Below are 12,328 nucleotides of genomic sequence, written 5' to 3' on the forward strand. Positions count from 1 at the left end.
TCACAGGCGGCGGTCGCCGCGTTGCAGTTCCGCCATGCCCGGGGCATGGCGGCGTTGTGGGGTCGATCAGGCGCCGGCGGTGATGATCCGGTGCACGGCGTGGGTATAGCGCTGCAATTGGTCCAGCGTCACGAACTCATCGGCGGTGTGGGCCTGGGCGATGTCACCCGGGCCGAATACCAGTGTGGTATAGCCAGCGGCCGAGAACAGCGACGCCTCGGTCCAGAAATCCACGGCATTGCCGATCGGCAGCTCAAGCGCGTCGGCCACATCGCGCGCCAGCAGGCGGCGGTTCTCGGCCTCGGCGATGTCACCGGCGGGCAGGCTGGGACCACGGAACGTCTCGGTGAACACGGCGGCTTCCGGCTCGGCGAAACCGGCGAAGGTCGCCAGAAGGCCATCGATGTCCATCGACGGCAGCGGGCGGAACCCGAAGCGCACCTCAGCAGCCGGTGCGATCATGTTGGCCTTGATGCCGCCTTCGACGCGGCCGATATTGAAGCGCAGGCCGGTCAGTCCGCCAAAGCGCGCCGAAGCCAGCGATTCCACATGATCCAGCGCGCGGTTTCCCCAGCGCATGGCCTGGTGCAATGCGCTGGCGGCCGCATCCTGCTTGCCCGAGGCGTGCCCTGCCCGCCCGGCGAACTGCATCAGCACCGAGCTGATGCCACGATGCGCCAGCACCGCTTCGCTCATGGTCGGTTCGGCCACGAGTACGGCTTCATACGGCAGGCCACGGGCCAGGAACGCGGCGATGCAGCGCGGGTCGTTGGCTTCTTCGTCGCTGGAGAACAGGAACGCGGCGTCGCCATCGCTGGCGTTGGCCGCCGCCACCAGTGCAGCGGCGGCGCCCTTGATGTCACACACGCCCAGGCCGACCACACGGTCGTCCAGGCGCCGCATCACATGCGGATCGGCACTCCAGTGCGGCGAGTCCGGTACGGTATCCAGGTGCACGTTGAACAGGTACTTCGGCGTCCCACGCACGGCGTACAGGCTGACCGCACCCGCGCCATGGTCGATCACCTCGACGTTGAAGCCAGGCAGGTTGTCGCGCAGGTAATCGAAGATGCCGCCGGTGGTGATCGCACGCGGCGGGTTGCGGGTGTCGAACGACACCAGAGCCTGCAGGTGATCGAGCGTCTGTTCAAGCATGTGTCTGAATATCCGTAGGGTTTGAAATCGGTAGTGCCGGCCGCTGGCCGGCTGCGCAATGATCCAGCCGTGCCACGAGCCGGCCAGCGGCCGGCACTACCCTCCATTGACGCTGCGAAGCGCCGGCCAGCGGCCGGCGCCCCCGTCACAGGTCAACCGCTCAGCGGTTGACTTGCGCGTAAAGCGTCGAACTCATGCCGAACAGCTTGATGAAGCCCTCAGCCTCCTCCACGCCCCAGTCGGCCGATTGCGCGTAGGTGGCGCCCTTGGCGTTGAGCAGGTGCGGCGACTTCACCGCCACTGCATCGACGCGGCCGCCGCGGGTTTCCAGCACCACTTCGCCGTTGACCTTGGCCTGCGAGGACTTAAGGAAGGCCTCGATGTCGGTCTTCAGCGGGTCGTGGTAGAAGCCTTCGTACACCAACTCCACCCACTTGCGTGCGACGTCCGGCTTGAAGCGGTTCTGCTGCTTGGTCAGCACGGCATCTTCCAGCGCGCGGTGCGCGGCCAGCAGCGAAACCAGGCCCGGGGCCTCGAACACGATGCGACCCTTCAGGCCGATCACGGTGTCGCCGGTGTAGACGCCGCGGCCAACGCCGTACGGGGCGAACAGCTTGTTGAGCTGGGCCAGGATCTGGTCGCCCGGCAGCGCCTTGCCGTCCAGTTCCACGGCTTCGCCTTCAACGAACTTCAGGGTCACGGTCAGCGCCTGTTCCGGCCATTCGCTGCGCGGCGAGCACCAGCCACGCGCGCCTTCACCCGGGGCTTCCCAACGGTCGATCTCACCGCCGGACATGGTCACGCCCAGCAGGTTCTCGTTGATGGTGTAGGCCTGCTGCTTGGCGCGCACGCCGAAGCCGCGCTCTTCCAGGTACTTCTGCTCGTAGGCGCGGGTCTGGGTGTGTTCCTTCTGGATCTCGCGGATCGGCGCGATGATCTGGTAGTCGCCCAGTGCCTTCACAGCCAGGTCGAAGCGGACCTGGTCGTTGCCCATGCCGGTGCAGCCGTGGGCGATGATGTGGGTACCCAGCTCGGCAGCACGCTTCAGCGCGGCATCGACGATCAGGTAGCGGTCCGAAACCAGCAGCGGGTACTGGCCCTGGTAGCCTTCGCCGGCCCACACGAACGGCTTGACGAAGCCTTCCCAGATGGCCGGGCCACCATTGACGGTGACGTGGCTGGTCACGCCCAGTTCGGCGGCGCGCTTCTCGATGAAATCGCGCTCTTCATCATCCACGCCACCGGTGTCGGCGAACACGGTGTGCACGTTGTAGCCACGCTCCTGCAGGTACGGCACGCAGAAGCTGGTATCCAGGCCGCCGGAGAAGGCGAGAACGACGTCTTTGTTGCTCATGGGGGTCAGGTCCACTTGGGGGATGGGAATTCGGTAGAGCCGACCGCTGGTCGGCTGAAGTGTTGGATCAGCGCCCGGCAACCGCGGCCATGATCGCCTTCTGCACGTGCAGGCGGTTCTCGGCTTCGTTGATGGCGATGCACTGCGGCGAATCCATCACCGCATCGGTGGCCTTCACGTTGCGGCGCAACGGCAGGCAGTGGCTGAACACCCCGTTGTTGGTCAGCGCCATCTTCCGTTCGTCCACGATGAAGTGCTTGAACTGGTCACGGATCGGCTTTTCCGGTTCCCAGTTGCCGAAGAACGGCAGCGCGCCCCAGCTCTTGGCGTAGACCACGTCGGCGCCTGCGTAGGCGCTGTCGATGTCATGGCTGATCTTCAGCGAACCGCCGCTCTCGGCCACGTTCTGCTCGGCCCAGCCCATGTAGCGGTCGTCGAGGATGTAGTCGGCGGTCGGGCACAGCAGGGTCACGTCCATGCCCATGCGGGTGGCGATGGTCAGCGCCGAATTGGCAACGGCAGTGTTCAGCGGCTTGGGGTGGTAGGTCCAGGTCAGCACGTACTTCTTGCCGCGCAGGTCCTGGGTGCCGAAGTGCTCCTGCAGCGCCATGATGTGGGCCAGCTCCTGGCACGGATGGGTGATGGTCTCCATGTTGATGACCGGCACCGGCGAGTACTTGGCGAAGCTGTTGAGGACGATGTCCTGGCGGTCGTAGGCCCAGTCGACGAACTTGGGGAACGCGCGCACGGCGATGATGTCGCAGTAACGGCCCAGCACCTTGGCCACTTCAGCGATGTGCTCTTCGGTATCGCCGTCCATCACCGTGCCGAGGTTGAACTCGATCGGCCACGCATCCTTGCCCGGCTGCAGCACCACCGCGTGGGCGCCGAGCTGGAACGCGCCCAGTTCGAAGCTGGTGCGGGTGCGCATGGACGGGTTGAAGAACACCAGCGCGATCGACTTGCCCTTGAGCTGGTCGCCGAGCTTGTTGCGCTTGAACAGCGCGGCCTGGGTCAGCAGCGCGTCGAGATCGCTGCGGCTCCAGTCCTGGGTGTTCAGGAAGTGCTTGGGGGACATCATCTTTCCTTGCGTGGCGGCGCCGGGTTCGACGCAGTGGAAGGGAAAAGCAGGAACCAAAGGTGGAGCGAAAAGGTTGCAGTTGCAGCTTTCAGAACGCAGAAACGAAAAAACCCAGCCGGCGGGCTGGGTTTTTTTCGGACGAACAGCAAAAAGCTCCGGTTACCCAGCGAGAATGTGGGGTTCCGGTCGACGCGCACGCGAGGTCATGCCAGACGCCTGTCGGGCTGCGCTGCTGTCGTGCTGGAAGTCGGTGAGCTTCATGGCCGAATATCTTTGCATGCGGCCGTGACCGGCGCAAGGGGCCGGGGTCGCAGAATCAGGGATTGCCGGCGGCGCCCTGCTCCGGACCGACCCAGGGGGTGATCGACACCCGGATCTTGAGCCGGTTGCCGGGGTCTTCCGGCAGCCGCGAGCGGTACTTGGTGCCCTTGTAGACGTAATCCACGTCGTAGGCGATGGGCCGGCGGAATTCACGCCCCACCGGCACGATGCGGCAGTCGCGGGTCAGCATGGGGCCGTTGTTGGCCGGCGCCGGGGCCGGCGACTCGGTTCCGACCTCCTCAACGGCCTCCTCGTCACTGCGCTTGAACATCGAGCGCACCGAGTCCCAGAAGCGGCTGATCCGGCCCTTGTCCTCGACCGGCTCCTCGCCGGTCACGTTCACCGGGGCCAGGGTCCGGGTCGACACCGGCTCGCAGTGCTCCTCGGTGCGGGTCGCGCGCAGGGTCTGGAACACGGGTTCGACGTTCAGCACCTGCGCGTAGTCGAACTTCACGTTCTCCACGATCACCACCCGGTTGCGGGGCTCGGCCTCCTGGGCCAGCACCACGGCGGGCAGCGCCGACAGGTAGGCCAGGGTCAGCAACGCGGTGGATTTCATTGGCGACGGGAGCAAGGACACGGCAATAGTGTAGGCAGTGGCGAGCGCAAGGGGCTGAACATTACCCGTCCACGCTGCTCCTGCCCACCCCACCCGGAGGAACCGGCGTCCACCGGTGGCAGCCAGTGCCCCCAAAGGGGGCCGACACGTTCTAAAATCACAGGCTTGTCCCCCAGCCACAGCCCCATGACCCTGCGCCTGCACAACAACCTGACTCGCCAGCTCGAACCGTTCACTCCGCTCGACCCGGCCTGTCCGACCCTGTATGTGTGCGGCCCCACGGTCTACAACTACGTGCACATCGGCAATGCCCGTGGCCCGGTGGTGTTCGGGGTGCTGGCCGATCTGCTGCGGCGCCGTTTCGGCGCGCTGCGCTACGCCCGCAACATCACCGACGTGGACGACAAGATCAACACCGCCGCCCGCGAGCAGGGCGTGCCGATCAGCACCATCACCGGCAAGTTCGCCGCCGCCTACCGTGAAGACATGGCCGCGCTGGGCGTGGTACCGCCGGACATCGAACCGGAGGTGACCGCGCACATTCCGCAGATCATCACCATGATCGAGCAGCTGATCGCCAACGGGCATGCCTATGCCGCCGAGGGCCACGTACTGTTCGCAGTGGCCAGCTTCGACGGCTACGGCAAGCTCTCGCGCCGCGACCCCGACGAAATGCTGGCCGGCGCCCGCGTCGACGTGGCCCCGTACAAGCGCGACCCGGGTGATTTCGTGCTGTGGAAGCCGTCCAGCGACGACCTGCCCGGCTGGGCGTCGCCCTGGGGCCGTGGCCGCCCGGGCTGGCACATCGAGTGCTCGGCGATGGCCGCGGCTCACCTGGGTGAGACCATCGACATCCATGCCGGCGGCGTCGACCTGCAGTTCCCGCACCACGAGAACGAGCTTGCGCAGAGCGAATGCGCCCACGGCGGCAAGATCTTCGCCCGCTTCTGGCTGCACAACGGCATGCTCAACTTCGGCGGCGCCAAGATGAGCAAGTCGCTGGGCAACATCGAGCGCGTGCATGATCTGGTGCGCCAGCATCCGCCAGAAGCGCTGCGCCTGGCCCTGCTGTCGGCCCACTACCGGCAGCCGCTGGACTGGTCCGATGCGCTGATCGAACAATCGGTGCGCACCCTGGACCGCCTGTACGGCACCCTGCGCGAACTGGCGTCGATCGAGGCCACGGCAGTGATTCCGGCCACGGTCGAGGCGACCCTGGACGACGATCTCAACACCCCACAGGCGCTGGCCGAAGTGGCCCGCATCGCCGCCGATGCGCGTCGTGCCACCGACCCGGCCGAGCAGGCGCGCCTGAAGGGTGAACTGCTCGGCGCCGGCCTGGCACTGGGCCTGCTGCAGGCCGATCCGGCGCAGTGGTTCGGCACCGCGGCCAGCGATGACGGCGACGATGCCCGCATCCAGGGCCTGATCGACGAGCGCGCCGCGGCCAAGAAGGCACGCGACTTCGCCCGTGCCGACTCCATCCGCGACCAGCTGGCCGCCGAAGGCATCGTGCTGGATGACACCCCGCAGGGCGTTCGCTGGTCGCGCAAGCGCAGCTGACCTGCCCTGCCCCGTGGCCGGTCCGCCGGCCAGGCCCCCACCGTAGAGACTGTTGTGACCGACTCCCCGTTCCCGCTTGAATCCACCGCCGCCGAGGCCCAGACCGCCATCGCCGAGGAATTCGGCTTCTTCGGCGACTGGTCCGAGCGCTACCAGTACCTGATCGACCTCGGCCGCAAGCTGCCGGCCTTCCCGGAAGAATGGAAGACCGAAGAGCATCGCCTGCTCGGCTGCCAGTCGATGGTCTGGATCGTGCCGGAAGGCAACGCGCAGTCGCTGCGCTTCCATGCCATCAGCGATTCGGCGATTGTCTCCGGCCTGATCTTCCTGGCCCTGCGCGTGTACTCCGGGCGCTCGGCGCAGGAGATCCTGGCCACCGAACCGAGCTACATCCAGGACATCGGCCTGGCCCGCCACCTCTCGCCCACCCGCAGCAACGGCGTGGCGGCGATGCTGGCGTTCATCCGTGAGACGGCGCAGGCGCAGCTGCAGCGCGACCCGTCGTGAGCGAGCCCGCCACGGCCGAAGACAGTGCACTGGGCCTGCTGTCCCGGCCCGGTTTCGCCAGGCTGCTGGCCTACCGCATCTTTGCGATGCTGTCCTACCAGGTGGTCGCGGTCACTGTCGGCTGGCACATCTACGAAGTCACCCGCAATCCGTTCTCGCTGGGCCTGATCGGCCTGGCCGAGGTCGTGCCGTTCTTCTGCGTGGCTCCGTTCGCCGGTTACCTGGTGGATCACCTGCCGCGCCGTCGGCTGGGCATGGTCGCCTGTTGCGGGCTGATCGCCACTGCACTGGTATTGACCAGCGTGGCCATGGGCTGGTTGCCGATTGACGGCGTGTGGCCGATCTACGCGGCCATCGCGCTGACCGGCATGGTCCGCGCCTTCCTGTCGCCGATCTACAACGCCTTGTTCGCCCGCGTGCTGGCCCGTGACCAGTTCGCGCGTGGCGCCGGCCTGGGCGCGGTGGTGTTCCAGGCCGGCATGATCGCCGGCCCGGCACTGGGTGGCGTGCTGGTCGGCTTCGGTGGCAAGGGCCTGTCCTACGCAGTGGCCACCGCTTTTGCGCTGGTGGCGATGGCCTGCCTGGCCACGCTGAAGGTGGAAGAACCGGTGCATACCGGTCCGGCCGCCCCGATCTTCAAGAGCATCGCTGAAGGCGCGCGCTTCGTGGTCGGCAACCGGATCATGGTCGGCGCGATGGCGCTGGACATGTTCTCGGTGCTGCTGGGCGGCGTGGTGGCGATGCTGCCGGCGTTCCTGCACGAGATCCTGCACCACGGCCCGGAAGGCCTGGGCATCCTGCGCGCGATGCCTGCGCTGGGCTCGGTGTGCGTAGGCCTGTGGCTGGCGCGCCACCCGCTGCACCGCAATGCTGGCCGCGTGCTGTTGTTCGCGGTGGCGGGCTTCGGCCTGTGCGTGATCAGCTTCGGGTTGTCGCAGCACTTCTGGCTGTCGGCGCTGATCCTGCTGTTCTACGGCGCGTTCGATGGTGTCTCGGTGGTGATCCGCTCGACCATCCTGCAGTTGGCTACGCCGGAAGAGATGCGCGGTCGCGTATCGTCGATCAACGGCATCTTCATCAGTTCGTCCAACGAGCTGGGCGCGTTCTATGCCGGCACGATGGCGAAGCTGCTCGGCCTGGTGCCGGCGGTGGTGCTGGGCGGATTCGCGGTGCTGAGCGTGGCCGGGATCACCGCGTGGAAGAACCCAACGCTGCGGAAACTGAATCTTCGCGACCTGCAGTGACGCTGCTAACAGCGGATTCGGCGGCGCCGGGTGTTTGGCTGGGGCCGTTGCTCTCCCTCGATGATTGGGCTTGTCACTTTCTTTTCGCGAAAAGAAAGTAACCAAAGAAACGCTCCGCCATCCGCGAGCCGGCGCTGCGCGCCGGTGCCCTGTGCTCCTCGGTGAATCAGGGGACGGCGCCGAACTCGCTGCGCTCAAACAGCGGCGCCTCTTCGCCCCGGATTCCCCTGCGGTGCTCGGCTCGCTACAAGGCGGACTCAACAGCCGCGAGCACGCATGACCGCTCCTGTCGGCCTGAGCAGAGCGTGGACTCGGCTCTACATCGGCCGCGCACGCAGGAAACCGTCGAGAGCCTGGGGGTGGGTCCGGGCGGGACCGTCCGCGGCATGGATGCCGCGGCCGAGCTTACAGGGATGTACTTGCAGCGTGTCCTGCCCGGACCCACCCGCAGGCTCCACCCGATACCCGGAAGGCGCTGCTCTACACAGCCAACTCGAACCCAACAAAAAACCCGGCCAAGGCCGGGTTTTTCGCATGACCAGACAACGAACTGGAATCAGTCGCCCTGCTGCTTCTGCAGGTGCTCCCAACGCTCCTGGGCGTCGATGGTACGCTCGGCGGTCAGGCGCGCTTCCAGGCGCTCCAGGCCGATTTCTTCGCCGGTGTCGACGCAGTACCCGTAGTCGCCGGCTTCCAGGCGCTTCAGGGTGCTGTCGATCTTGCCGATCAGCTTGCGGTAGCGGTCGCGGGTACGCAGTTCCAGCGAGTTCTCGGTCTCGCGGGTCGCACGCTCGGCTTCGTCGCCGATGTCACGCACTTCCTCGCGCAGGTTCTCGATGGTCTGCTTGGACTCTTCCACCAGGTCCGCGCGCCAGTTCTGCAGGCGCTGGCGGAAATACTCCTGCTGCAGCGAGCTCATGTATTCCTCTTCCGAGGACGGCTTGTAGCCAGCCGGCAGGATCGGGCGGCCAGTGGCCTCGTCGGTCTTGTACTCGACGACCTTGTACTTGCTGCGCGGGGCCGGTGCTGCCGAGCGGGCGGCGACGGCCACGGCAACCTTGCCGACAGGGCGCGACACGGTCTTCGGGGCGGAATCGGATTTCACGGCGGTTTTGGCAGGCGATTTCGAAACGGGCACGGGATTCTTGGATTGCGGGGCCTTCGAAGCGACAGGAGCGGCGGCCGGGGCCGGCGTTGAGGCCGGCTGGGCTGCCGCCACTGCCACGGTCTTGGCCGGGACAGGCTTGGCCGGAGCCGGCTTGGCAGCAGGCTTCGGTGCGGACTTCACTACTGGGGCCGGGGTCGGCTTTGTGGCCGGCGCGGCAACGTTCTTGGCAACCTTCTTTACAGCGGCGGGCGTGGCGGCCGGTTTGGCCGCAGCGACCTTCTTTGCTACGGGCTTGGCGACCGGCTTGGCTGCAGCCTTCTTCACCACCGCCTTCGGCGCTGGCTTGGCGGCTGCCTTCCTGGCCACCGGCTTGGCGGCGGCCTTCTTCACCGGCGCAGCCTTGCTGACGGTCTTCTTCACCGGCGCCTTCTTGCTGGCAGCGGCTGGCTTGGCCTTGGCGGGCGCAGCGGCCTTCTTCGCCACCGGCTTGGTTGCCTTGACCGGCGTTTTCTTTGCGGTGGCCTTCCTGGCCGCCGGTTGCGAGGACGCTGCCTTGGTCGCCGGCTTGCTGGCCGGCTTCTTGGCAACGGGCTTTGCCGCCAACTTCTTCACAACAGGCTTGGCGGTTTTCTTGGCGGCCGTTGCGGCCTTCTTTGCAGTTTTTTTAGCAGCCACGAAACGCTCTTCCTTGGATTCCCCGGGGCCCGGGAAAGCGGGCCTTTATAGCCTACCCGACCCGCAGCAGCAACCTTGGCACCCTGCTCCATTCAGTCCTGGAGTCAAGGTGCCCAAGTGGCAGTCCGACGAACACGGACCGCCTTGCGCGGTACGGAACCTGGCCAACACCCGCGGGTGCTGGTACCGGTCGCAGGCCATCGGCGACATGCGACCAACGGCCCATCCTGCACAAATGCGGCCTTCATGCCAACTGGCATAAGATGACTGGGTGATCTCGCGCCTGCTCATTGCCCTGCTGCGCTTCTACAAGCGCTTCATCAGCCCCCTGCTGGGGCCGCGCTGCCGTTTCGTGCCGAGCTGTTCTGAATACGCGATGGATGCCATCTCCCGGCACGGGCCGCTGCGCGGCAGCTGGCTGGCTGCGCGCAGGCTGGGCCGCTGCCATCCGTTCCACCCCGGCGGCTTCGATCCGGTGCCCGAATCCACCCACGCCCCCTCTTGCCGTTGCACAGGAAAACACTGACATGTCCTCCACCCTCATCACCAACGCCCGGATGGTCAACGAAGGCCGCACCTTCGACGGCGACCTGCGCATCGAGAACGGCCGCATTGCGCAGATCGGCAACGGGCTGGCGCCGCGCGACGGCGAGCAGGTGGTGGACGCCGCCGGGCGCTGGCTGCTGCCCGGCATGATCGACGACCAGGTGCATTTCCGCGAACCGGGCCTGACCCACAAGGGCGACATCGCCAGCGAATCGGCCGCGGCCGTGGCCGGTGGCCTGACCAGCTTCATGGACATGCCCAACACCAACCCGCCGACGCTGGATTCAACCATCCTGGAAGCCAAGTACGAGCTCGCGCGCGGCCGCGCCTGGGCCAACTACGGCTTCTACCACGGTGCCAGCAATGACAACCTGGACGCGATCCGTGCGCTGGACCCGAAGAAAGCGCCGGGCGTGAAGGTGTTCATGGGTGCTTCGACCGGCAACATGCTGGTCGACAACCCGGAAACGCTGGACGCGATCTTCCGCGAATGCCCGACCCCGATCATCACGCACTGCGAAGACACGCCGATGATCGATGCCAACCTCAAGGCCTTCCAGGAAAAGTACGGCGATGCGCTGACCCCGGACATGCACCCGGACATCCGTTCGCGCGAAGCCTGCATCAAGTCGACGCGCCTGGCGATGTCGCTGGCACGCAAGCACGGCACCCGCCTGCATGTGCTGCACATCTCCACCGCCGATGAGCTGGCGCTGTTCGAGAAGGGCCCGCTGATCCGCGCCGATGGCAGCCGCAAGCAGATCACCGCCGAAACCTGCGTGCACTTCCTGCACTTCGCGCGTCCGGACTACGCGACCAAGGGCAACCTGATCAAGTGCAACCCGGCGATCAAGGAAGTGTCCGACCGCGAGGCAATCACCGCTGCGTTGGCCGATGACGTGCTGGACGTGCTGGCCACCGACCACGCGCCGCACACCTGGGAAGAGAAGCAGAAGCCCTACGCGCAGGCACCGTCGGGCCTGCCGCTGGTGCAGTACGCGCTGGTGGCCGCGCTGGAGCGGGTGCACGAAGGCAAGCTGACCCGCGAGCAGGTGGTGCAGAAATTCGCACATGCGCCGGCGCAGCTGTTCGACGTGGAAGAACGCGGCTTCCTGCGCGAAGGCTACTTTGCCGACCTGGTGCTGGTGGAGGACGTGCCGTTCACCGTCAAGCGCGAGGACGTGCTGTCCAAGTGCGGCTGGTCGCCGTTCGAGGGCACCACTTTCCGCTCGCGCATCGCCTCCACCTGGGTCAACGGCCAGCAGGTGTGGGACGGCAGCAAGCTGGTGGGTGAACCCGCCGGCCAGCGCATGACCTACGACCGCTGATGCGTTCGGCACTGATGCTCGGGGCGCTGCTGCTGGCCGCGCCCCTGTTTTCCACTTCCCGGGCGCAGGCGCAGGATGGCATCGGCAGCCTGATCGACAGCCGCGTGGTGTTCCCGGCCAGTGCGTCGCAGGGCGCGCTGGTGATCGGCAAGGTACCCGCCGGCAGTCGCGTGCAGTATGCCGGCCGCCAGCTGCGGGTAAGCGGCTACGGCAGCGTGGTGTTCGGCATCGGCCGCGACGAGAAGGGTCCGCTGCGCGTACAGGTGCAACGCCCCGATGGTGGCAGCGAGACCGCGACCATTGCGGTGACGCCGCGCGACTGGCCCACCGAGCGGGTCAACGGGGTGCCACCGAAGACGGTCAATCCGCCGGCGGCGATCGCCGAGCGGATCAAGCGCGAACAGGCGCAGGTGACCGCCGCACGTGCCCGCGATGACGACCGCACCGACTTCACCCAGACCTTCATCTGGCCGGTACAGGGCCGCATCAGCGGCCGCTTCGGCAATGCACGCGTCTACAACGGGCAGCCGGGGGCCGGTCACTCCGGCATGGACATCGCGGTGCCGACCGGCACCCCGGTGAAGGCGCCGGCGGCCGGCATCGTGACCTTCGCCGGTCCGGACCTGTACCTGACCGGTGGCACGCTGCTGCTCGACCACGGCTTCGGGATCAGCTCCAACTTCCTGCACCTTTCGCGCATCGACGTAAAAGTTGGCGACCGTGTGGAGCAGGGCCAGGTGATCGCTGCCGTCGGCGCCACCGGCCGTGCCACCGGCCCGCACCTGCACTGGGGCATGAACTGGTTCGACACCCGCATCGACCCGTTGCTGGTGCTGGAACGCAAATAACGGTAGTGCCGGCCGCTGGCCGGCAACCGCATGAATTCT

11 protein-coding genes are annotated in these 12,328 nt (G+C 66.7%); 6 read left to right on the plus strand and 5 right to left on the minus strand.

Annotation, left to right across the window (positions count from 1 at the left end):
• Window positions 1–66: 66 nt before the first annotated feature.
• The 4 genes from ACEPA4_RS13485 to ACEPA4_RS13500 form a co-directional block, all read right to left on the minus strand.
• Complete coding sequence (locus ACEPA4_RS13485) at window positions 67–1,155, minus strand: acetylornithine deacetylase (RefSeq protein ID WP_139727395.1); 1,089 nt, start codon at window positions 1,153–1,155, stop codon at window positions 67–69.
• Window positions 1,156–1,315: 160 nt separating this feature from the next.
• On the minus strand, window positions 1,316–2,509 hold the full coding sequence (locus ACEPA4_RS13490; protein ID WP_065186039.1) for an argininosuccinate synthase: 1,194 nt from the start codon (window positions 2,507–2,509) through the stop codon (window positions 1,316–1,318).
• A 67-nt stretch (window positions 2,510–2,576) separates the two neighbouring features.
• Window positions 2,577–3,587 (minus strand): N-acetylornithine carbamoyltransferase, encoded by a 1,011-nt coding sequence (locus tag ACEPA4_RS13495; protein WP_005417714.1) that lies wholly within the window; start codon window positions 3,585–3,587, stop codon window positions 2,577–2,579.
• Between the two features lie 319 nt (window positions 3,588–3,906).
• Window positions 3,907–4,470 (minus strand): hypothetical protein, encoded by a 564-nt coding sequence (locus ACEPA4_RS13500; protein WP_065178248.1) that lies wholly within the window; start codon window positions 4,468–4,470, stop codon window positions 3,907–3,909.
• 186 nt (window positions 4,471–4,656) lie between these two features.
• On the opposite strand from ACEPA4_RS13500, the gene cysS reads away from it, so the two are divergent.
• From cysS to ACEPA4_RS13515, 3 genes are read left to right on the plus strand one after another with little or no spacing between them, the layout of a single operon-like run.
• The gene (gene cysS / locus ACEPA4_RS13505) at window positions 4,657–6,033 is read left to right on the plus strand and encodes a cysteine--tRNA ligase (protein ID WP_065186038.1); all 1,377 of its coding nucleotides are present in this window, start codon (window positions 4,657–4,659) and stop codon (window positions 6,031–6,033) included.
• 54 nt (window positions 6,034–6,087) lie between these two features.
• Window positions 6,088–6,540, plus strand: a complete 453-nt coding sequence (locus ACEPA4_RS13510; protein WP_005417717.1) for a SufE family protein — start codon at window positions 6,088–6,090, stop codon at window positions 6,538–6,540.
• Window positions 6,537–7,784 (plus strand): MFS transporter, encoded by a 1,248-nt coding sequence (locus ACEPA4_RS13515; RefSeq protein ID WP_005417718.1) that lies wholly within the window; start codon window positions 6,537–6,539, stop codon window positions 7,782–7,784. Before ACEPA4_RS13510 ends, ACEPA4_RS13515 begins: the two co-directional genes overlap by 4 nt.
• Before the next feature lie 556 nt (window positions 7,785–8,340).
• Here the strand turns inward: ACEPA4_RS13515 and dksA are convergent.
• Window positions 8,341–9,567: an RNA polymerase-binding protein DksA gene (gene dksA, locus ACEPA4_RS13520; RefSeq protein ID WP_065186037.1), complete on the minus strand. Its 1,227-nt coding sequence runs from the start codon at window positions 9,565–9,567 to the stop codon at window positions 8,341–8,343.
• A 271-nt stretch (window positions 9,568–9,838) separates the two neighbouring features.
• Here dksA and yidD point away from each other — a divergent pair, with 271 nt between their 5' ends.
• From yidD to ACEPA4_RS13535, 3 genes are read left to right on the plus strand one after another with little or no spacing between them, the layout of a single operon-like run.
• Window positions 9,839–10,093 carry a membrane protein insertion efficiency factor YidD gene (gene yidD / locus ACEPA4_RS13525; RefSeq protein WP_005417723.1) on the plus strand — a complete coding sequence of 85 codons (255 nt, stop codon included), beginning with the start codon at window positions 9,839–9,841 and terminating at the stop codon, window positions 10,091–10,093.
• Window position 10,094: 1 nt separating this feature from the next.
• The gene (locus tag ACEPA4_RS13530; protein WP_065178246.1) at window positions 10,095–11,441 is read left to right on the plus strand and encodes a dihydroorotase; all 1,347 of its coding nucleotides are present in this window, start codon (window positions 10,095–10,097) and stop codon (window positions 11,439–11,441) included.
• Window positions 11,441–12,289, plus strand: coding sequence for a M23 family metallopeptidase (locus ACEPA4_RS13535; protein ID WP_065186035.1), 849 nt, complete (start codon window positions 11,441–11,443; stop codon window positions 12,287–12,289). Before ACEPA4_RS13530 ends, ACEPA4_RS13535 begins: the two co-directional genes overlap by 1 nt.
• Window positions 12,290–12,328 lie beyond the last annotated feature (39 nt).

Origin of the sequence: Stenotrophomonas sp. P2112, from assembly GCF_041897515.1 — a bacterium.
Taxonomy (GTDB): Bacteria; Pseudomonadota; Gammaproteobacteria; order Xanthomonadales; family Xanthomonadaceae; genus Stenotrophomonas; species Stenotrophomonas sepilia.

What these genes read in the sequence shown, in the direction of transcription:
- ACEPA4_RS13485 (WP_139727395.1), bottom strand. Translation starts at nt 1,155, where the DNA reads ATGCTTGAACAGACGCTCGATCACCTGCAGGCTCTGGTGTCGTTCGAC.
- ACEPA4_RS13490 (WP_065186039.1), bottom strand. Translation starts at nt 2,509, where the DNA reads ATGAGCAACAAAGACGTCGTTCTCGCCTTCTCCGGCGGCCTGGATACC.
- ACEPA4_RS13495 (WP_005417714.1), bottom strand. Translation starts at nt 3,587, where the DNA reads ATGTCCCCCAAGCACTTCCTGAACACCCAGGACTGGAGCCGCAGCGAT.
- ACEPA4_RS13500 (WP_065178248.1), bottom strand. Translation starts at nt 4,470, where the DNA reads ATGAAATCCACCGCGTTGCTGACCCTGGCCTACCTGTCGGCGCTGCCC.
- cysS (WP_065186038.1), top strand. Translation starts at nt 4,657, where the DNA reads ATGACCCTGCGCCTGCACAACAACCTGACTCGCCAGCTCGAACCGTTC.
- ACEPA4_RS13530 (WP_065178246.1), top strand. Translation starts at nt 10,095, where the DNA reads ATGTCCTCCACCCTCATCACCAACGCCCGGATGGTCAACGAAGGCCGC.
- ACEPA4_RS13535 (WP_065186035.1), top strand. Translation starts at nt 11,441, where the DNA reads ATGCGTTCGGCACTGATGCTCGGGGCGCTGCTGCTGGCCGCGCCCCTG.